Here is a 19,832-nt window from a genome sequence, read left to right as displayed (position 1 = left end):
CTCCGTCTCCGCCCCGTCGACCGGGAGGGGTACGGCCCACTCGGCACTGGAAAACAAACCACATGGTTCGTATCTTTGGTGGCGCACCACCGTTATCGATGCTCCGCCCACGAGGGCCAGAGCATCGAGAGCTGCCCATCCGAAGGGACCCCACATGGCCAGCGCCACCCTCATGCCCGGCACACTTCATCGGCACGCGGATTTCGCATGCCGGTCCACCCCCGGAAACCGACCGTCCGAACTCACCACGACGGTGCCCCGTGAGTACGTCCACCGCACCGCCGTCTCGGAGGTGTTCCTGACCAACTGGCGTCGCGACGGCGTCGGTTGCTGGACGGTGAGCGCGCAGTGGCCACGGGCGCACAGTTTCTACGGCCCGGTGAACGGGCTGCACGATCCGATGCTGGTGATAGAGACCGTGCGGCAGGCCGGGATATTACTGAGCCACGTCGCGCACGACGTGCCCCTGGACCACCCGATCATCTGGCAGCGGGTCCGCTGCGACCTGTCGCCGCAGGCCCTGCGTACGGCCGAGACCCCGGCGGAGGTGACCCTGCACGTCACCGACCACGAGGTGGTCCGGCGAGGGAAGCGGCTGATCGGCGCGCGCCAGGAATTCCGCATCCGGTGTGACGGCGCCGACCTTGCCACCGCCATGCTCGACTTCTCCTGTCACAGCCCCGCCGTCTACCGCCGGCTGCGCGGCGAATACAGCGACCTGGCACTCGCCAACGCGCGGAAGCTGCCGGTCCCCGAGGCCGTGGCACCGCAGGTCGTCGCCCGGGACCGCCCCCGGGATGTGGTGCTCTCCCCGACAAACCGCCCCGATCACTGGCAGTTGCGGGTGGACACCTCGCACCCGGTGCTCTTCGACCACCCCGTGGACCACGCTCCCGGCATGCTGATGGTCGAGGCCGCCCGGCAGGCCGCCCAGGCGGCGACGCCCGGCTTCGCGCTGCCCATCACTCTTGAATGCGTCTTCGAGCGGTACGCGGAGATGGACGCGCCGTCCTGGGTCCGGGCTCGGACCTCCCCACGCGACCACGACGGACGACGGCAGGTCGAGGTCGTCATCGAACAGCACGCCAGGCAGGTGCTCTCGGCGCAGATCACCAGCGTGCCGGCACCCTGACGGATCCGCGGCCCCCCAGCGGCCGGTCGACGCCGGATCAGCGCCGGGACCTTTCGCACCGACGTACTACCCGCTGACCGCGCGCCCCGGCGGCTCCTGCGCCGCCCCTCCCCCGAAACGGCCCCGCCCCGCTGCTTCCGGCTTCCCCGTCACCGCAGCGTGAGGCGGGGCTTCGGCGCGTCGGTACGCCCGGTGGGCGGGGTGCGGCTGCCCGCCCCATAGGGCAGCGGCCAGGGCGCGCCAGGACCTGTGTAGCCCTGCTCCGCGGCGGCGTGCAGGGTCCAGTGCGGGTCGTACAGATGGGGCCTGGCCAGTGCGCACAGGTCCGCGCGCCCGGCCAGGACAAGGGAGTTGACGTCGTCCCAGGAAGAGATGGCCCCGACCGCGATCACCGGCACGCCGAGGGTGTTGCGGATACGGTCCGCGAACGGCGTCTGGTACGACCGGCCGAAGTCGGGGCGCTCGTCCGGGACGACCTGCCCGGTGGAGACGTCGATGGCGTCGGCGCCGTGCGCGGCGAAGGCCGCGGCGATGTCCACCGCGTCGTCGGCGGTGGTGCCGCCGTCCGCCCAGTCGGTCGCGGAGATACGGACCGTCATCGGGCGCCCGGCCGGCCACACCGCTCGGACGGCGTCGAAGACCTCCAAGGGGAAGCGCAATCGGCCCGCCAGGTCACCGCCGTAGGCGTCGGTTCGGTGGTTGGTGAGCGGGGACAGGAAGCCGGAGAGCAGATAGCCGTGCGCGCAGTGCAGTTCGAGCAGATCGAAGCCGGCGCGCGCGGCGGAGGCTGCGGACGCCACGAACTGATCGCGTACGGCCATGAGCTCGGGCCCGGTCAGGGCGTGGGGGACCTGGTTGACGCCAGGCCGGTAGGACAGCGCGGAGGGAGCCACGACGGGCCAGTTGCCGTCCCGGAGGGGCTGGTCGATACCGTCCCACATCAGCCTGGTGGAGCCCTTGCGGCCGGAGTGGCCGAGCTGCACACCGATGGCCGTGCCGGGGGCGGAGTGGTGGACGAAGTCCGTCACCCGCCGCCATGCCTCCTCGTGACCCGGCCGGTACAGCCCCGTACAGCCCGGAGTGATGCGCCCCTCGGGGCTGACGCACACCATCTCCGTCATCACCAGCCCCGCGCCGCCCAGCGCACGGGCGCCCAGATGAACGAGGTGGAAGTCCCCCGGTGTGCCGTCACCGTCCGCCGAGTACATGTCCATCGGCGACACCACGACCCGGTTGCGCAGGGTCAGATCGCCCAGCCGGAACGGTGTGAACATGGGCGGCGTACCGGCAGGGATACCGGCTTCCTTCGCGACCGAGGCGACGAAATCCCCGTCGCGCAGCCGGAGGTTGTCATGGGTGACGCGGCGGCTTCGGGTGAGGAGGTTGAAGGCGAACTGGTGGGGTGGCTGCGCGGCGTAGGTACCGAGTTCCTCGAACCAGGCGAGGCTGGCGCGGGCGGCCCGCTGGGTGGAGGCGACGACGGGGCGGCGCTCGGCCTCGTACGCGGCGAGCGCCTCGGGCAGACTGCCCTGCTCCTCCAGGCAGGCGGCGAGCGCGAGCGCGTCCTCGACGGCGAGCTTGGTGCCTGAGCCGATGGAGAAGTGCGCGGTGTGCGCGGCGTCCCCGAGCAGCACGATCGCGCCGTGCGACCAGCGTTGATTGACGACCGTGCTGAAGGCGATCCAGCTGGAGTTGTTGGACCGCAGCGGACGGCCCCGCAGAGCGTCGGAGAACAGCCGGGCACACCAGGCGGCGGAGGCGCTCTCATCGCAACGGTCCAGACCGGCCGCCCGCCAGACCTCTTCGCGCATCTCGACGATGACGGTACTGGCGCCGGGGGTGGGGGCGGATTCTCCTGCGGCGGGCGCGGTGAGAGGGCCGCTGGGTCCTGTCGTGGATCCGGCGTCGGGGCCGATGCCCGACGCCGGTCCGGTGTGGTCGGGTGCCGCGGGCGTCGTCCTCGCGTACGGGTAGCCGTGCAGCTGGGCGATTCCGTGCCCGGTCTCGGCGGTCTCGAACCGGAAGGCGTCGAAGGCGAAGTCGGCGGACAGCCAGATGTAGCGGCAGCGGTGGGTGGTCAGCTGCGGGCGGAAGATGTCGGCGTGGGCGGTGCGGGTGGTGCTGTGCACGCCGTCGGCGGCGATCACCAGGTCGTGGTCACGGGCGAGTTCGGCGGCCGGTGGTGCCTCGGTCCGGAAGATCAGCCGTACGCCCAGGGAACGGCAGCGCTCGTGGAGGAGCGCGAGCAGCCGGCGGCGGCCGAGCGCGGCGAAGCCGTGGCCGCCGGAGGTCAGGGTCCGGCCACGGTGCACGATGTCGATGTCGTCCCAGCGGACGAACTCGTCCTGCAGCGCGCGGTAGATGACCGGATCGGCGTGCTCGATGCCGCCGAGGGTCTCGTCGGAGAGCACGACGCCGAAACCGAAGGTGTCGTCAGGGGCGTTGCGCTCCCAGACCGTGATCTCGCGGTCCGGGTCGAGGCGTTTGAGCAGGGCCGCGGCGTAGAGACCGCCGGGGCCGCCCCCCAGGATGGCGACCTTCAGCGCGGACCGGCCCCGCAGGCCCGTCCCTGCGGGCGTCGACCGCTCCTCGGTCGGCGCGGCCACCGCTATTTCCCCTGCCACTTGGGGGCTCGCTTCTCGGTGAACGCGGTGTGGAATTCGGCGTAGTCGGCGCTGTTCATCAGCAGCGCCTGGGTGGCGGCGTCCATCTCCACCGCCGCGGCCAGCGGCATGTCGAGCTCCGCGGTGAGCAGCGCCTTGGTCTGGGCGTACGCCAGCGCGGGCCCATCGGCGAGCCGCCGGGCGAGTGCCGCCGCCGCCTCGTCGGCCTGCCCCTCTTCCGCCAACTCACTGATCAGACCGAGCCGTTCCGCCTCCGGAGCACGCACGGCGTCGCCGAGCATCAGCAGCCGGGTGGCATGCCCGAGCCCGATGACGCGGGGCAGGAGGTAGGCCGCGCCCATGTCGCCGCCGGAGAGCCCCACCTTGGTGAAGAGGAAGGCGAACCGGGCCGAGGGGTCGGCCACCCGGAAGTCCGCGGCCAGCGCCAGCACCGCCCCGGCCCCTGCCGCCACACCGTGGACGGCCGCGATCACCGGGAAGGGGCATTCGCGCAGCGCGCGGACGACCTGGCCGGTCATCCGGTTGAAGTCCAGCAACCCGTCGGTGTCCATTCCGAGCGTGGCGCCGATGATCTCCTCGACGTCGCCGCCGGAGCAGAACCCGCGGCCCTCCCCACTGAGGACAAGGGCACGCACCGAGCGCTCCCTGGACAGCTCCGCGAGCAGGTCGCGGAGGTCGGCGTACGCCTCGAAGGTGAGCGCATTGAGCTTCTCCGGACGCGCCAGGGTGACGGTCACGACGCCGTCGTCCCTGGTCACACGGATGTGCTCCCATGCGCTTGTGCTGCGGGCGGATCCTGCGAACGGGCTCATTGGGCTGCCTGCCCCCTTCAGCCGGACGGCTGGTGCCTGCGTATGGCTGCGATGCCTGGGCTTTCCCGTACGAGCCGGCGCGTGCCGTGCCACCGGCTCCTGCTGCCCTTCGAAGTTATCACTGGTTCGTGACTGTCGTCACGGGAGCGCGATATCGAGTGCGGGTGATAGGTGAGGAGGGAGGGGGAGGCATCTGGTGGGCGTGGGGGCGCGCCGGTGGTGGGAGCGCTGGGGGATGCCGTGCCGCGGGGGTACGGGCACCCGAGGGTTGCGGTGGCGGGGGTGGGGCGCGACTACGGGCCAGAGTCAGGACAGGGCCGGTGGCCGGGGTGCTCGGTGCGGGGCTGCTCGGTGGGCCTGGGAGCGGAGCCGCGTGTGAACTGGCTGTTCCATGAGCGTGGGTGGGAGCCCCTGGAGGCACGGCACCTGCCTGTCGGCGCCGGCGCCTGCGGGCCTGCGGGCCTGCGGGCCTGCGGGCCTGCGCATGTGGGCTATGTCGAGTACGGCTGCTGGCAGGGGCAGGGTCAGGGCGCCTGGTTACTCAGGTCTCCTGCACTGCGGACGATTGTGCCCGTGCCTCCGCCGGGCAGACCCGGCGGAGGGGACGATCGCGCCCCTGGGCTCGTGGGTGCGGTCGGAGCGGTGCGGGCCATTGGAGCGGTGCGGTGCGATCAGCGCGGTGCGGTGCGGTGGTCGAGCTATCGGACGCTGCGGTCTGCCCCACTCGGCGAGGCCGGCCCCCCGAACGCCCGATGGCGCCCGCCGAGGCCGGCCGATCGGTCGTCGGCCCGATGACCGCTCCGTACTCCGCCGCTCAGGCCCCCCGGCCGGAGGAACCGGCTGCGGGCGCAGGTGCGGCCGCGACTGCGACACCACCCGGCTGGTTCACGACCGCATCGCCATCGCCATCGCGATCACCATCGCCATTGCCATCGCCTTCCACTGACGCGGGCTGGGTGCCCAGGCGGGAGTGGCGGCGTCCGTAGAGGGCGTAGACGAGCGCGCCGACGACCAGGAATGCGGCGAACTGGAGCCAGGTCTCCAGGCCGGTGCCGTAGATCAGGTAGACGCAGAAGGCGATGCCGAGCACCGGGCTGAGCGGGTAGAGCGGGACCCGGAAGCGGCGAGGAAGCGCCGGGCGGGTACGGCGGAGCACCATCACGCTGACGTTGACCACGGCCATGACCGCCAGCGTCCCGATCGTCGTCAGGTTCATCACGACCTCCAGGGGGACGACCGCGGCCGGGACCGCGAAGACGACCGCGACGATCCAGGTGTTGGCCACCGGGGTGGACGTCCGCGGCGAGATCCGCTCGAAGACACGGGGGATCAGTCCGTCACGGGACATCGACATCAGGATGCGGGTCTGGCCGTACATGACGGCCAGCACGACGGAGGCGATGGCGACCACCGCGCCGAAGGCGATCACACCGCCGCCGAGGGCCGAGCCGGTGACCCGGTTGACGATCAGCGACAGGGCGGCAGGCTGGTCGGCGACCTGGTCGGAGGAGAGTGCGCCGATGGCGGCGACCGCGACCAGGCAGTACAGAACGGTGACCACCCCGATGCAGATCATGATCGCGAGGGGGATGTTGCGCCGGGGGTTCTTGACCTCTTCACCGGCCGTGGTGATCGCGTCGAAGCCGATGTAGGAGAAGAACGCGAGCGAGGCGCCGGAGGTGATGCCGGCGACGCTCTCCGGCGCGAACGGCGAGAGGTTGCCGTCCCGGAAGGCACTGAAGGCGACCACGCAGAACACCGCCAGGATCCCGATCTTGAGCACCGCCATCGCGGCTGTCGCGCGGGCGCTCTCCCGGATTCCGCGGACGAGGAGGAGCGCGGCGAGCAGCATCACGATGACCGCCGGGATGTTGACGATGCCGCCGTCACCGGGCGGGTTGGACAGCGCCGCCGGCAGCTCCCAGCCGATCAAACTGTCCAGCAGCTCGTTCACGTACTGGCCCCAGCCGACGGCGACGGCCGAGACGGAGATGCCGTATTCGAGCAGCAGACACCAGCCGACGAGGAAGGCGGTGCGCTCGCCGAGGGTGGCGTACGCGTAGGAGTAGGAACTGCCGGACACCGGTATCGCGCCGCCCAGCTCCGCGAAGGAGAAGGCGGTGAAGACGCAGGTGATGGCCGCCAGCACGAAGGAGACGATGACGGCGGGGCCGGCCTCGGCGACGGTGTCGGACAGTCCGACGAAGATGCCGGTGCCGACGATGGCACCGACGCCGAAGCACACGAGCTGGAACAAGCCCATGCTGCGCTTGAGGCCGTTACCTTCAAGATCCGCGCCCGATTCGGCGACGAGGATGTCGGGGGACTTGATGCGCAGTCCGGACGGACCTGAAGAACGCATGGGTGGTTCGCTTCCTGGTGGTGCGGGGCGTGCGTGGCCGCGGGTGGTGCCGCGCACGGGTCGGGGCCCGGACCTGTGGGTCCGAACCCCGTGAGCGACTCGATGGTAGCCGCTTTGCCTGCATGATCGCCCATTTGTGCGTATGGGTATGCGGCGTGATGTTCCCTACGCGGGGTGCCGCGGGGCGTTGGCCGGAGGCGGCAGGAACGCTACGACGCCCCGGACCCGCGCCGACCGGGACGGGGCGTGGGAGATCGGGAGCGAAGGACGGGAGTCGGGCTCAGGACAGGGCCGGCTGCTGGCGGGGGTCGGCGCACGGCGGGGCCAGGCGCGCGACATCAGAGCCGGCACGTGGCCCGCGGACCGGGAGCCCCGCCTCGCGACGGGCAACAGGAGACAGAAAGCAGACGATACGGACGACGACCGATAGGGACGACGACCGGGCGGCTAGCCGGCCAACGTCGCGACGAGCACAGCCTTGATCGTGTGCATCCGGTTCTCCGCCTCGTCGAAGACGACGGAATGCGCTGACTCGAAGACCTCGTCGGTGACCTCGAGCGAAGACAGCCCGTACCGCTCGTGGATCTCGCGGCCCACCGCCGTGCCCAGGTCGTGGTAGGCGGGCAGACAGTGCAGGAACTTCACGTCCGGCTTGCCGGTGGCGCGCAGCACGTCCATCGTCACCGCGTACGGAACGAGCAGCGCGATCCGCTCGTCCCACACCTCCTTGGGCTCCCCCATGGAGACCCAGACGTCGGTGGTGACGAAGTCCACCCCACGCACACCCTCGGCGACATCGGCCGTGAGGGTGATGCGGGCACCGCTCTTCTCGGCAAGCGCCCGAGCCTGCTCGACGACCGCCTCCTCGGGCCACAGCTGCCGCGGCGCCACGATCCGTACGTCCATACCGAGCAGAGCGCCGGTGACGAGGTAGGAATTGCCCATGTTGTTGCGGGCGTCGCCGAGGTAGGCGAAGGCGGTTTCCTCCAGGGGCCTGCCCTGACCGTGCTCGACCATCGTCAGCACGTCGGCGAGCATCTGCGTCGGGTGCCACTCGTCGGTCAGCCCGTTGAAGACGGGTACGCCGGCGTGCGCGGCGAGCTCCTCCACGTCCGACTGGCGGCTCCCCCGGAATTCGATGCCGTCGAACATCCGGCCCAGCACCCGGGCGGTGTCCTTCACCGACTCCTTGTGCCCGATCTGCGAGCCGGACGGGTCGAGGTAGGTCGTCGACGCCCCCTGGTCCGCGGCCGCGACTTCGAAGGAGCAGCGGGTCCTGGTGGAGGTCTTCTCGAAGATCAGGGCGATGTTCTTGCCCTTCAGGCGGGCGACCTCGGTCCCGGCGCGCTTGGCCGCCTTCAGCTCGGCAGCCAGGTCGATGAGTCGGCGGAATTCCTCGGCGCTGAAGTCCAGCTCCTTGAGGAAGTGGCGGCCCGTGAGGTCTATCGCCATGAGGGGCTCCTGGTTCGCGGCTGTCGGGGACGATCCTTAACCCTGGAAGTATATACGAGCCACTGCATCTATATACAGAGACCATTCGCGCCTCTCCCCCGGCCCCTACGGGCTCACGCACCTTCGCACTCATCCCTGCCGCAACCTCCCGGAGACCGAAACACATCGGCCTCACCGCCACCCGGAAAGCCATCGGCGGGCCGGGAGCGGAGCGGCACCTCGGAAGGGGGCTCCGCACCGGAACGGACCGAAGGACCCGCCACCCCGGCCCAGGCCGTCGGCCCGCACCGAAGCCGACGCCATCGGGCGACGGCCACCCCTCAGGCGACCCCCGCGTCCGGCCCCGACCCCGACCCCGACCTCGCTGCTATCCCCATCCGGCTCCCGTTCCCGTCCCCGGCACCGCGTCCCGCTCCACCGGGCAGCTCATACAGCGCGGCCCGCCACGCCCCCGGCCCAGCTCGCTCCCCGGAATCGTGATCACCTCGATCCCACGCTTGCGCAGGAACGTGTTCGTGGTGACGTTCCGCTCGTACGCCACCACCACGCCCGGCTCCACGGCCAGCACATTGCAGCCGTCATCCCACTGCTCACGTTCCGCTGAGTGCACATCCTGCGTAGCGGTCAGGACCCGGATGTCGGCCAGGCCGAGGGCTGCCGCTATGGCGCGGTGCATGTGCTCCGGTGGATGGTCGGTGACCTTCAGGTCCTGGTCGCCCGAGCCCGGCTCGATGGTGTACGAGCGCAGCATCCCCAGCCCCGCGTACTGCGTGAAGGTATCTCCGTCGATCATGGTCATGACGGTGTCCAGGTGCATGAACGCACGGCGCTTGGGCATGTCCAGCGCCACGATGGTCCGCGCGGACCCCGCCGCGAACAACCCGCGCGCCAGCAGTTCCACTGCCTGCGGAGTGGTCCGCTCGCTCATACCGATCAAGACCGCACCGCTGCCGAGCACCAGCACGTCCCCGCCCTCGATCGTCGAGGGGAAGTCCGCCTGGCCCTCCGACCAGACATGGAAATCCTCGTCGCGGAACAACGGGTGATGCCGGTAGATCGCCTCGTAGTGGACCGTCTCACGCTGCCGGGCCGGCCAGCGCATCGGATTGATCGACACTCCGTCGTAGATCCACGCCGAGGTGTCGCGGGTGAAGAGGTGGTTGGGCAGCGGCCCCAGCAAGAAGTCGTCAAGGTCCATCACATGGAAGCGAACCGACGTCGGCTCGGGGTAGCGCTCCAGGAACTCCCGCTTGGTCATCCCGCCGACCAGCGCCTCGACGAGTTCGGGCACGGGCAGCTCGTCGAAGGCGGTCCGCAGATGATCGGTGGCCAGCGGCCCGTACTCCTTCTCGTCGAAGACCCGGTCCAGGACGAGCGTCCGCGCCTCCGGGATCTCCAGGCTCTCGGCCAGCAGATCTCCGAAGAGGTGCACTTCCACGCCCCGGTCGCGGAGCACGTCCGCGAACCCGTCGTGCTCGGCCCGCGCCCTGCGCACCCACAGCACGTCGTCGAAGAGCAACGCATCCTTGTTCGACGGCGTCAGCCGCTTCAGCTCCAGATCGGGGCGGTGCAAAATGACGCGGCGCAGCCGCCCGGCCTCGGAGTCGACTTGGAATCCCATCTCCCCATCTTGGCCGTTTACACGCCCGCGCGAGCGTCGTCGCGGGATGTCGAAACATGTCGGCGCATTCCAAGACCGAAAACCGGCACACCACGGAGCCGGCCCCGAAGCCGACGAGGGCCGAAGCGGGCTGCAAGCAGCCAAGGTCAGCCCCTGCACCGCACCAACCACCACCCACCGTCAGGCCCGATTGCCGTCGCCCGCCCGCGGCCGCGCCCTCCGCCGTCGCTTGCGCCCTGGGTCCCTCGGCTCTCGCTCCTTGTCCGCGCCCCTGGGCTCCTCGCTCCTTGCTCATTGCTCATTGCCCCTGGCGGATGAGGAAGAGGAGGAAGCGGCGGTCACCGCGAACAGCCACCTCACGACTCTCAGGCCCTGACCTGCTCTTGCCGTGGCCTGCCGTGGCCCGCGGCCCACGAGGACGAATCGCACCCTGGTCAAGAGCCCACCCCCACTGCGGCAACCCTTCGACCACCCCGCACGCGCCCCCGCGCCCGCGCCCGCGCCATCGCGATCAGCCAGCGAACCCGTACATCAAAATCCGACTCAGCCCCCGGAGCCCCTCCCCTCCCCCTCCGCCCCACCACCCCACCTCACGGGATCAGCGCTCTAGGTCAATACAGCTAGGTCGCCCGCTCCGGACCGCACCTGGCCCGCACCCGCACCTGCTCCGCGCCTCCTCCGCCCATGGCCCGCCCCGCAGCCCAGCCCCACCCGCGTGCGTCCCGCACCTGCGGCCCGTACCGACCTACCGTGCGGCCACGCCCAATACAACTGCGTCCAGGGAACGTTGCGTGCGGATCGCAACACAGACCCGAGGCCCGCACGCACACCCGCAGGCACACGGCACACGGCACACGGCACACGGCAGACGGCAGACGGCAGACGGCAGACGGCAGACGGCAGACGGCAGACGGCAGAGCGCAACGCACCACTACACCGGTCCGCAACGCTTGCGCGAGAGGACGCCGCAGCCGATCGCCGGGAAGGGCGACCTGCCGCCCCGGGCTTCGCCGGCAATCCGCGCCCATCCCCGCCCTACCGCTCTACCGCTCTACCCGGGAGAAGAGCGCCCGCGCAGCGTCACCCGTACGCCTCCCGGCCCGCCCCAGCCGAGGCCCAACCCAGACCGCAGCCGAAGCCGAATCGGGGCCAGATCCAGAAACCCGACCAACTCACGGACGTGGCCACCAAACCGCAGCAGCCGAGCCATACCCCCCGTCTCTTCTGTCAGCTCAGCTGGGACTGCACCCGCGACGAGATCAGCTCCAAGTGGTCCAGGTCGTCGAGGTCGAGCACCTGAAGATAGAAGCGGGACGCGCCGACGGCGGCGTACCGTTCGATCTTGTCGACGACCTCGCCGGGAGTACCCGCCAGACCGTTTGCCTTCAGTTCTTCCACCTCCCGCCCGATAGCGGCCGCCCGCCGCGCCACCTCGGCATCGTCCTTACCGACGCAGACCACAAGAGCGTTGGAGTACACCAGGTCGCAGCCCTTCCGCCCGGCAACCTCGGCAGCCGCACGCACCCGGCCGAATTGACGCTCCGTGTCTTCCAATGAGGCGAAGGGGATGTTGAACTCATCGGCGTACTGCGCCGCCAGCCGCGGCGTACGTGTCGCGCCGTGGCCCCCGACCAGCACCGGCACCTTGCCCTGGGCGGGCTTGGGGAGCGCGGGCGACTGCTCAAGCTGGTAATAGGTGCCGTCATAGCTGAACTCCTTTCCTGCCTCGGTGGCCCAGAGGCCGGTGACGATCGCCAGTTGCTCCTCCAGCCGTGCGAACTTCTCCTTGGGGAACGGGATGCCGTACGCCCTGTGTTCGTCTTCGAACCAGCCCGCTCCGAGACCGAGCTCCACCCGCCCACCGGACATCTGATCGACCTGCGCGACCTGGATGGCCAGCACCCCCGGGAGACGGAAGGTCCCCGCCGTCATGAGAGTGCCGAGGCGGATGCGCTTGGTCTCTCGGGCGAGACCGGCAAGCGTGATCCAGGCGTCCGTCGGGCCGGGCATGCCGTCCGCGTTGCCCATCGACAGGTAGTGGTCGGAGCGGAAGAAAGCGTCGAAACCGAGGTCCTCGGTGGCCTTGGCGACGGTAAGAAGGGTGTCGTAGGAAGCCCCCTGCTGAGGCTCCGTGAAGATTCGTAGATCCATGCCTCCATCCTGCACGTTCAAGCGCAGACCAACCGTGAGGCCGCGTCGATGCACCGGGTTGGGTCATTCAATAGGCCCGAGGGGGCGGTCAATTACTGACGCCGCGCGGGGAGGCTGTCGATCGTGACCGGCAACCATGCGGGGAGGCGGACGTATGGGCCATCGGAAATATCCCCGGCGGGCAACCCAATGCACGGGTGGGCAGACGGACGTGGATGGACAGTGGGCGGGTGGTGTGTGGGTGGCGGGTGATGCATCGATGATTGCCATTGTTTCGGCGTACTTCCTCTGAGATGGAGATGAGGGGAGCAGGGCCGTGCGACGCTCGCCCAGGCGAGGCAGGCGAGGCCGGCGGGGCGAGGCGGGCTGGAAGCCCTGAGCGAGGGGGTCGCGCTGCCGTGAACTCGATCAGCGCTGTCGACTCGGTCAGCTCTGTTCACACAGTCAGCTCTTTGCGGGGCGGAGCCGGGCGGAGCAGGGGCGACGTGGTCGCCGGCCCCACAGGCGAGGCTCATCTCGTGCGAAGTCGCGGCGGGTTGGTGGTGGGGGCGACTACCGCTCGCAACCCGAAGCCGCCTGTCTGAGGTCGTCACCACGCCAGCCTGAGGACGTCATGGTCACCCGCGCCGCCCTGGTGGCCAGAGGCGAGCGGCCGGCGTCCGGGGTGGACGACTCCCAAGTGCCACCGCACTCGGCACCCCTTGCCTACTTGGTGGGAGCCGATCGCATGCGCACGGTGTCACGCGGGATCCCGGTCCCGCACCTCAAGCTTTTCCAGTATTCCGGTCACCCGGTCCCGCGATTCATCGGCCGTATCCATGGCCTCGACACAGGTCCAGTACATCCCCTCCTCGTCCGCCGAGCACACGACGGCCACCAGCGCTTCGCACACTTCTCTCAACAGTCGGCACAGCCCTGTCAAAGCGGCCTTGACGTCACGCACTTCGGACAGCTGAGCCGCCCGCAGCCCACCGGTTGCCGACGCCGGGCACAGCAGTCCCCCGCTGAACCGCCCGCCCGCGTCGCCCAAGCCTCGCGCTCTGGATCGCACTTCGTACGGCCCGAATATCGCGAGATGGCTGCCGATCGCCTCGGCTAACGCTTGAGCCTGCCACGCCTCGACAATCACGTCCTGGACCGTGTTCGCCTGCGCCAGACCGCGCCGACTGGCCGCGATGATCCGCACCGCGTCCATCCGCGCCCCCTCCTTCCACCCTCACTCGCTTCCGCCCTGCACCTTCTCATTACCCAGAGTGAGGGCTGGCAGCCGAAAACACCAGAGAATTTCGCAAATCTGTGGACAAGCAAGGCGATGTGGAAAGATCCATGACTCCGGAGCGTAATCAACGACATGCCGGGTAGCGCTCCAATCACACTGGCCACTCCGCCTACCCCCTGCCCCACAGCCCCTCGACGGCAGCATGCGCCACGTACGGCACGAGGGAGTGGCCGGCGAAGAGGTAAGAACTGAACGCACGGGGGCCGGGGCACCACTGCCAGAAGCAGCTACGGGAACCAGCCGTCGGCAAGCGGGCCCAAGACAGCACCACGAACGACCGGCCGGGAGGAAGGCCGGCGAAGCGGCCGAAGGAGCAGGGGAGAAGAGAGACGAAGGGAGGGGAGGGGAGGAGAACGCGTCAGTTCCACCGCAGCCCCTCCCTCCCCCTCTCCTCCTCCCTCTCCCCCACCTACCGCCGAATCCCCCTACGCCCCACCTCGCCCGCCCCCCACTACTCCCCCCGGGGCCGGTCCGGTCGGGCGTCGCGGACCGCGGGGAAGCGGGACTCGTTGCGCTCGATCTTCGCGGCGAGCGCCGTCAGGGGGTCGATGCCCAGCGCCTCGCAGAACTGCAGCAGGTACGCCAGCACATCCGCGACCTCGTCCTCCACGCGGCCGGCCTTGCGCGGGTCGGACATCACCTTCGACGATTCCTCCGGCGTCAACCACTGGAAGATCTCGACCAGTTCGGCCGCCTCGACGCTGAGAGCCGCGGCCAGGTTCTTGGGCGTGTGGTACTGCTGCCAGTCCCGGGCCGCCGCGAATTCGGCCAGTCGCCGCTGCAGGGCGTGAAGATCCTCACTCATGCCCCTAGGTGTAGCACCTGCACACCAGGCAGCCCCTCGGCGACCGACGGGTCCCGCACCGTCCCAAGCAGCCGGACGTGTCCGCGTTCGGCCATCCGTACCCCCAGCGACACCAGCTCACGTGCCTGCCTGCGGTCCATGCAGCGGTCCATGCCGTCGGCCATGACGGTCAGCTGCTGCTGGGCTGACGGGATCTCGCCCGCCGGGTCCATGGCCAGCACCCCGGGCCCCGTGAGCAGAACCAGCGCCAGGGCGAGAAAGCGGAGTTCGCCGTCGCCGAGTTGCTCAACGGGCATCACGCCCAGCGCACCCCGGTCGACCACGGCCTGGATGCCGCCGTCCGTCACGCGCTCCCCCTTGTCGCTCGCGCGAGGCGTCTGACCTGCCCGCCCCGCCTGCCCTGCCCGGCCGCCCGAACCCACCGCTCGTTGGCCCGACCGGTCCGGCTGCCCTGACGGTGCTGTCTGCCCCTGCCTACCTGCCACGGCGCCCCGCGCCACCTGACCGACGGCTGACGAGAGCGTCGAGACCGGCGACCCCGAAGCTCCGGGCGAACCAGGCACGCCCGTCCACCCCGGCGTCTTCGGCGCTCCCGGTACGAGGCCACGCTCACTCCCGTCGTGCCTGGTCGCTGCCCCGCCTCCCGTCCCCCGCGCGCCCGTCGTACCGGCCGCCGAGCCGGGAACCGCCCCGGCGTCCGTGGCGTAGGGCTGCCGAGGGATCGCGCGCAATCCGTCGACGGGGCCGTTGCAGGCGTCCCGCACAGCCGCGACCAGCACCGCATGCCGTCGCGCGCACTCGCGGCTCGTCCGCTCGAGGACGGCGGGCAGGTTGTCGCAGGACGACCTCAGGCGGCCCTCGTCCGGTTCCGCGTCGACGTCACGGCCCCACCCGCCGGCCTCGCCACCGCCGAGGCTGCCCGCCGCCCTGCCCCGCTTGTTCGCGCTCCCCCGCGCGGAGTTCCCGCCCCTGCTGCCACCGCGCGCCGCGCCGCCCCCTCGCCCGGTGCCGCCGCCGTCACCGCCGCGCACCTCACCGGCCCGCCCCGCACCACCCGCAACGGCGCCGGCCTGCTCCTGCCCCGCGCCCCGCATGGCCTCCGGACGCGGGTCGCATGTGAACGCGGATCGCAGCGCGACCACGACCTGCTCGGCCGCGGCCAGGACCAGGCGCTGCCCGGCCGTCTTACCCGCAACGCGCAGGGGCAGCAGCGAAGTGCCCAGCCGGTCGTCGGGGAGGGGGGCACGGGTCACGGGGGTGGCGCCCGCCGTGTGCCAGGCCGCCTGGACGGCGGGGCGGGCCGGGTCGGTGAGCGCCGTGGTGAGCAGCGTCTCGCCGCCACCGGTCAACCTCTCCCCGACGATGCGCAGTTCGGGTTCGGCCTGTACGGCGAGATCGAGCACGACGGGGCCGACAGGGCCGTCGACCGTGCAGCCGATACGGAACCCGCGCCGCCCCTGATCGTCGGGGCGCGCCCCTGCCGGAACGCACGCCGGGGCGCCGCCCGCCACCGCCTCGACCGCCCTCGCCAACGGCTCCCCGCTGCCGAGCCGGGAGAGGATCTCGTACGCCTGCAGGGCGCTGGACTTGCCGCTGCCGCTCTCCCCGGTCAGCAGCGTCACGGGGCCCAGCGGCAGGGTGAGCCCTCGGTGGGTCTTGAAGGCGGACAGCCGTAATTCGGTGACCGCAGGTCGTGCACTGTCGGTATCCATACGGGGACGCTATGCATCGGCCCGTACGGAGAACCGTTACGCCCAACAGCTCTTCCTACGAACGGGGGACGGCGCCGCCGACCGCTTCCGCGACCTCCGTGCCGACCGGCGCCAGCAGGAACACATTGGTGTCGACGCGGTGCATTCCGCTGCCCAGCCCGAACACGACGCCGCTGGAGAAGTCCAGGATGCGCTTGGCAACATCGGAGTCGGCGCTGCTGAGGTCCAGCAGGACGGGGATCTGCGCCATGAGGTATTCGGCGACCTCGCGGGCGTCCGCGAAGGTCTGTACACGAATGACGATGAACCGCCGCATCTCCTCGGCGGGTTCCTCGTCGGGGAGGGCGCGGTGGTCGGGCCAGGACGGCCATTCGCTGCCGCTGCGGAGCGGTACGACCTCGGCGAGCCCTTCCCACTGCTCGTCGGTGGCATCGGGTCGGCCGTTCACCGAATCACCTCACTCAGAGGAGCGCTGACTGTCTGCGGTATCTGCATCGCACAATTCTAGGGATAAACACACAAAAGTTGCCGGACGCGACACACGTGGCGTCAGGCCCCTCTCCCATCCTGCACCATGGCCCCTGACCAGTACCGACAGCCGGGGCAGATATCCTGCGTCGAGTTTCTGTGTGCCTGTTCATCCCCCCTTGTGAAGGAGGTCGGTTCTGCGTGAGCACTGAGCCTCCCGGTAGGCGACTGCGCGGCCTGCGCGGCCTGCGCAAACCCGCGAAGAAGCGGCCGGCCGTGCCCCCGGCGGGCGAGGCGGCAGGGCGTACGGACGCGGACGAGCCGGCAGAGGCAGCCAGCAGTGTGCTCCACGCGGCCCTCTACCAGGAGGGGCGACGCGTCAGCACCCACGACACTCTCGCCGACACCTTCCAGCAGCTGCGCAGCGCCCCGGACACGCTGGCGTGGATCGGGCTGCACCGCCCCTCCTCCGACGAACTGGTCTCTCTGGCTTCGGAGTTCGATCTCCATCCGCTCGCGGTCGAGGACGCACTGGAGGCCCATCAGCGGCCGAAGCTGGAGCGGTACGGCGACACCCTCTTCGTCGTGCTGCGCGCCGCCCGCTATCTGGACGATCCCGAGGAGGTCGATTTCGGGGAGCTGCATCTTTTCGTCGGCCGCGATTTCGTCATCACCGTGCGGCACGGCGGCGCCCCCGACCTCTCGGCCGTACGGCGCAGGATGGAGGAGACCCCCGAACTCCTCAAGCGTGGGCCCGAGGCGGTCCTCTACGCGATCCTCGATGCCGTCGTCGACGGTTACGTACCGGTCGTCGCGGGGGTCCAGAACGACATCGACGAGATCGAGACCGAGGTCTTCGGCGGCGACCCGCGGGTTTCCCGGCGTATCTATGAACTCTCCCGCGAGGTCGTGGAGTTCCAGCGCGCGACCCGCCCACTGAACGGCATCCTGGAGAGCCTGACCGCGGGCTTCGAGAAGTACGCGATCGATGCGGAGCTGCGTCGCTATCTGCGCGATGTGGCCGACCACGTGCTGCACACGACGGAACGCGTCGACGGCTTCCGACAGGCCCTGCAGGACATCCTCACCGTCAATGCGACGCTGGTGAACCAACAGCAGAACGCCGAGATGCGCGCCCTGGCCGAGGCCGGCTTCGAACAGAACGAGGAGATCAAGAAAATCTCGTCGTGGGCGGCGATCCTCTTCGCTCCCACCCTCGTCGGCACCATCTACGGCATGAACTTCACGAGCATGCCGGAACTGACGTGGGGCTTCGGATATCCCTTCGCCATCTGCTTGATGGCGGTCGTCTGCGTCAGCTTGTACGTCATCTTCAAGCGACGCGACTGGCTCTGAGCTACGGCCCGCCGGCAGGGGCCATGCGCTTGTTCTGGGAGAAGGGGCACGGGCCAGCTCACCCCAGGAGCTCTGCGAAGAAATCTGCTCAACTCCGTGATCGACATCGATAAATCCAACCGCCGCAACGGTCCGGACCTCGGCTGCCTGGGCGTCAACAGCACCGTCGAGATGGCGGGCCATGCCCCGGAGGCCGCCGGGCTGATGCGGCGCGACCTGGAGCGGTGCCTTTCGGATTTGAGCGACGTCATCGCCTAGCAAACCGACGACGTCGAATCTCCTGCCCGACGCCGCTTCACTCGGCTGGGACGAGCACGGTCACCTGATCCTGCTCGACCTGGAGAACGCCGGCCATCTGCACCTGACGAGCCCCGGCCGGCACCGGGGTGCTACACACGCTGGAGCTGGCGGCCGGCGAATTCGCCGACCACCTCACCTTTTCCGCACGGCTGGCGAGCTCGTCGCCGAGCTGTGGGCCGTGCAGGTAGATGCCGAGCGGCCTGTTCGTTGCTGACGTCGCTCGCGGGAGGTCCCCCAGAACCGCTCGTCGACGATTGGGGCGCGCCTCCTATCCGCGTCGCTCGTACACCGTCACCCGCCGCCCACGGACGCGCTCGTCCGCCACCGCGGTGAAGTGTTCCTTCAGCATCGCGGTCTTCGCCTTGTCCCGCTCCGCCGACACGGGCCGGGCCACCTTGGGTACGTCAGTGACCAGAAGTATCCGCTGTTGTGCCAGCATCGCGGTCCGTATCCGGTCCGGACCGGCCTCCTCGCCCTTCAATGTCCCCGACTCCACCGGGCTCTTCGCCAGTGCGATGTCCCGCAGGCCGGCGAAGTCGCCGGGGGAGACCAGCGCGGTATCGCGCCGGGCTGCCGGTATGAAGAGCACCGCGTCACCGGCCCTCTTCAGCTGCCGCACCTCCGCCGCCGCCGACAGGACGTCGTCCACTCGACTCTCCGGAGACCGCTTGGCCAGCGACTGCGGCAACAGCGCAACCACCGCCACTACGAGCACTGCCGGAACGAGCCATGGCGACGCCCGCGGGAACCGCGGCCCGGTCGACCGAACCACCGCACCGAGCGCTGCGCCGATCAGCAGTGTCAAACCCAGCATGCTGAACAGCACATAGCGGTCCAGGAACAACGGCTGGATCAGAGAGAGACCGACCAGACCGAACTGCGGCACCGCCAACAGCGGCAGGCCAACAGCCGCCATCGAGAGCCGACCCGCCCGCGGCCGGTCCAGCAAGGTACCGAAACCACCGATCGCCAGGAGGACCGCCGGGCCGAACATCATGTGCCACGTCAGCGGCGGAATCCAAGACACCTGGCTGGACTGGCTCCGGCTAAACAGAATCAACGGCAGTGCCGTTGCCACGGCAGCCGTCGCAGCCACCGCCCAGCGTGTCCATATCTCGCGCCCAGCCTTCGTCCAGACCAGGGTTGCCAAGTGCGCCGGCAGAATCAGCAGCGCCAGCCAGTTCAACAGTGCGCACACCAGGACCGCACCCCCGTACGCCGCCCAGTGCATCGTTCGGCCACGTCCACCGAGTACGGTCACCAGCAGCAGGGTCGAGATCCCGGCTCCTGCCGCGATGAGCGCGTACGGGCGGCCCTCTTGCAGATAGAACTGCACCGCCGGAAGAAGTCCGAACGCCAGCCCTCCCCCTAAGCCCGCCCAAATCCCGGCCAGCCGGTGGCCGATGACCGTCACACAGGCCGCCGCCACCGCCATGGCCAGCACGGAGGGCAGCCGCAGGGTCGTGGTACTGGGCCCGAAGCATTCGAATAGTCCGTGCATCAGAAGGTAGTAGAGCCCGTGCACGACATCGACCTGCCCCAGCATGTGCCAGATGTCGGCGACAGACCGTCGGGCCACCTGCCAGGTTGCGGCCTCGTCCCGCCACACGCTTTGCTGCCGGGACAGCCCCCACAGGCCGAGGGCGAGAGTCCACAGCAGTGGGATCAGCCAGACAGGCAGGCGGCGCCGGATAACGAATATGTGGCAAGTCATGAAGGCGTTCAGGTCCTTGAGCTGGCGGTGCGAGCCGAAGTCAG

The 19,832-nt window shown here is 69.9% G+C and carries 14 protein-coding genes; 3 read left to right on the top strand and 11 right to left on the bottom strand.

The features are described from left to right. The first annotated feature begins 154 nt into the window (after positions 1 to 154). Positions 155 to 1,132: a ScbA/BarX family gamma-butyrolactone biosynthesis protein gene (locus ACGFZW_RS14825; RefSeq protein WP_393893483.1), complete on the top strand. Its 978-nt coding sequence runs from the start codon at positions 155 to 157 to the stop codon at positions 1,130 to 1,132. A 149-nt stretch (positions 1,133 to 1,281) separates the two neighbouring features. Here ACGFZW_RS14825 and ACGFZW_RS14820 read toward each other — a convergent pair whose 3' ends face one another. The 10 genes from ACGFZW_RS14820 to ACGFZW_RS14775 all read right to left on the bottom strand — a co-directional run bounded on the left by ACGFZW_RS14820 (position 1,282) and on the right by ACGFZW_RS14775 (position 16,398). Beyond that, the gene (locus ACGFZW_RS14820; RefSeq protein ID WP_393893482.1) at positions 1,282 to 3,756 is read right to left on the bottom strand and encodes an FAD-dependent monooxygenase; all 2,475 of its coding nucleotides are present in this window, start codon (positions 3,754 to 3,756) and stop codon (positions 1,282 to 1,284) included. Beyond that, positions 3,741 to 4,568: an enoyl-CoA hydratase family protein gene (locus ACGFZW_RS14815; RefSeq protein WP_393893481.1), complete on the bottom strand. Its 828-nt coding sequence runs from the start codon at positions 4,566 to 4,568 to the stop codon at positions 3,741 to 3,743. The genes ACGFZW_RS14820 and ACGFZW_RS14815 overlap by 16 nt, the downstream gene beginning before the upstream one ends. 814 nt (positions 4,569 to 5,382) lie before the next feature. Next, positions 5,383 to 6,930 carry an amino acid permease gene (locus ACGFZW_RS14810; RefSeq protein WP_393893480.1) on the bottom strand — a complete coding sequence of 516 codons (1,548 nt, stop codon included), beginning with the start codon at positions 6,928 to 6,930 and terminating at the stop codon, positions 5,383 to 5,385. Between the two features lie 447 nt (positions 6,931 to 7,377). Beyond that, a complete protein-coding gene (gene argF / locus ACGFZW_RS14805; RefSeq protein ID WP_393893479.1) occupies positions 7,378 to 8,382 on the bottom strand; it encodes an ornithine carbamoyltransferase in 1,005 nt (334 codons plus the stop codon). Between the two features lie 367 nt (positions 8,383 to 8,749). Further along, on the bottom strand, positions 8,750 to 10,003 hold the full coding sequence (locus ACGFZW_RS14800) for an arginine deiminase (protein ID WP_393893478.1): 1,254 nt from the start codon (positions 10,001 to 10,003) through the stop codon (positions 8,750 to 8,752). Between the two features lie 1,227 nt (positions 10,004 to 11,230). After that, complete coding sequence (locus tag ACGFZW_RS14795; RefSeq protein ID WP_393893477.1) at positions 11,231 to 12,154, bottom strand: LLM class F420-dependent oxidoreductase; 924 nt, start codon at positions 12,152 to 12,154, stop codon at positions 11,231 to 11,233. A 739-nt stretch (positions 12,155 to 12,893) separates the two neighbouring features. Continuing rightward, positions 12,894 to 13,349, bottom strand: coding sequence for a DUF6099 family protein (locus ACGFZW_RS14790; protein ID WP_393893476.1), 456 nt, complete (start codon positions 13,347 to 13,349; stop codon positions 12,894 to 12,896). 535 nt (positions 13,350 to 13,884) lie between these two features. After that, the gene (locus ACGFZW_RS14785) at positions 13,885 to 14,238 is read right to left on the bottom strand and encodes a nucleotide pyrophosphohydrolase (RefSeq protein WP_393893475.1); all 354 of its coding nucleotides are present in this window, start codon (positions 14,236 to 14,238) and stop codon (positions 13,885 to 13,887) included. After that, the gene (locus ACGFZW_RS14780) at positions 14,235 to 15,950 is read right to left on the bottom strand and encodes a biotin transporter BioY (protein WP_393893474.1); all 1,716 of its coding nucleotides are present in this window, start codon (positions 15,948 to 15,950) and stop codon (positions 14,235 to 14,237) included. Before ACGFZW_RS14780 ends, ACGFZW_RS14785 begins: the two co-directional genes overlap by 4 nt. 55 nt (positions 15,951 to 16,005) lie before the next feature. After that, on the bottom strand, positions 16,006 to 16,398 hold the full coding sequence (locus tag ACGFZW_RS14775) for a cell division protein SepF (protein WP_393893473.1): 393 nt from the start codon (positions 16,396 to 16,398) through the stop codon (positions 16,006 to 16,008). A gap of 221 nt (positions 16,399 to 16,619) precedes the next feature. On the opposite strand from ACGFZW_RS14775, the gene ACGFZW_RS14770 reads away from it, so the two are divergent. Together ACGFZW_RS14770 and ACGFZW_RS14765 are read left to right on the top strand one after the other, a co-directional pair. Continuing rightward, a complete protein-coding gene (locus ACGFZW_RS14770; RefSeq protein WP_393893472.1) occupies positions 16,620 to 17,774 on the top strand; it encodes a magnesium and cobalt transport protein CorA in 1,155 nt (384 codons plus the stop codon). Positions 17,775 to 17,870: 96 nt separating this feature from the next. Beyond that, positions 17,871 to 18,032, top strand: coding sequence for a hypothetical protein (locus ACGFZW_RS14765; protein ID WP_393893471.1), 162 nt, complete (start codon positions 17,871 to 17,873; stop codon positions 18,030 to 18,032). A gap of 310 nt (positions 18,033 to 18,342) precedes the next feature. Here the strand turns inward: ACGFZW_RS14765 and ACGFZW_RS14760 are convergent, their stop codons facing one another. Continuing rightward, on the bottom strand, positions 18,343 to 19,788 hold the full coding sequence (locus tag ACGFZW_RS14760) for a hypothetical protein (RefSeq protein WP_393893681.1): 1,446 nt from the start codon (positions 19,786 to 19,788) through the stop codon (positions 18,343 to 18,345). Between the last annotated feature and the right edge of the window lie 44 nt (positions 19,789 to 19,832).

This window comes from Streptomyces sp. NPDC048248, assembly GCF_043201875.1.
In the GTDB taxonomy this organism is placed as follows: domain Bacteria; phylum Actinomycetota; class Actinomycetes; order Streptomycetales; family Streptomycetaceae; genus Streptomyces.
This window is presented reverse-complemented; position numbering and strand designations above follow the sequence as displayed.

What these genes read in the sequence shown, in the direction of transcription:
- ACGFZW_RS14810 (WP_393893480.1), bottom strand. Translation starts at nt 6,930, where the DNA reads ATGCGTTCTTCAGGTCCGTCCGGACTGCGCATCAAGTCCCCCGACATC.
- ACGFZW_RS14795 (WP_393893477.1), bottom strand. Translation starts at nt 12,154, where the DNA reads ATGGATCTACGAATCTTCACGGAGCCTCAGCAGGGGGCTTCCTACGAC.
- ACGFZW_RS14825 (WP_393893483.1), top strand. Translation starts at nt 155, where the DNA reads ATGGCCAGCGCCACCCTCATGCCCGGCACACTTCATCGGCACGCGGAT.
- argF (WP_393893479.1), bottom strand. Translation starts at nt 8,382, where the DNA reads ATGGCGATAGACCTCACGGGCCGCCACTTCCTCAAGGAGCTGGACTTC.
- ACGFZW_RS14800 (WP_393893478.1), bottom strand. Translation starts at nt 10,003, where the DNA reads ATGGGATTCCAAGTCGACTCCGAGGCCGGGCGGCTGCGCCGCGTCATT.
- ACGFZW_RS14760 (WP_393893681.1), bottom strand. Translation starts at nt 19,788, where the DNA reads ATGACTTGCCACATATTCGTTATCCGGCGCCGCCTGCCTGTCTGGCTG.
- ACGFZW_RS14790 (WP_393893476.1), bottom strand. Translation starts at nt 13,349, where the DNA reads ATGGACGCGGTGCGGATCATCGCGGCCAGTCGGCGCGGTCTGGCGCAG.
- ACGFZW_RS14785 (WP_393893475.1), bottom strand. Translation starts at nt 14,238, where the DNA reads ATGAGTGAGGATCTTCACGCCCTGCAGCGGCGACTGGCCGAATTCGCG.
- ACGFZW_RS14815 (WP_393893481.1), bottom strand. Translation starts at nt 4,568, where the DNA reads ATGAGCCCGTTCGCAGGATCCGCCCGCAGCACAAGCGCATGGGAGCAC.
- ACGFZW_RS14780 (WP_393893474.1), bottom strand. Translation starts at nt 15,950, where the DNA reads ATGGATACCGACAGTGCACGACCTGCGGTCACCGAATTACGGCTGTCC.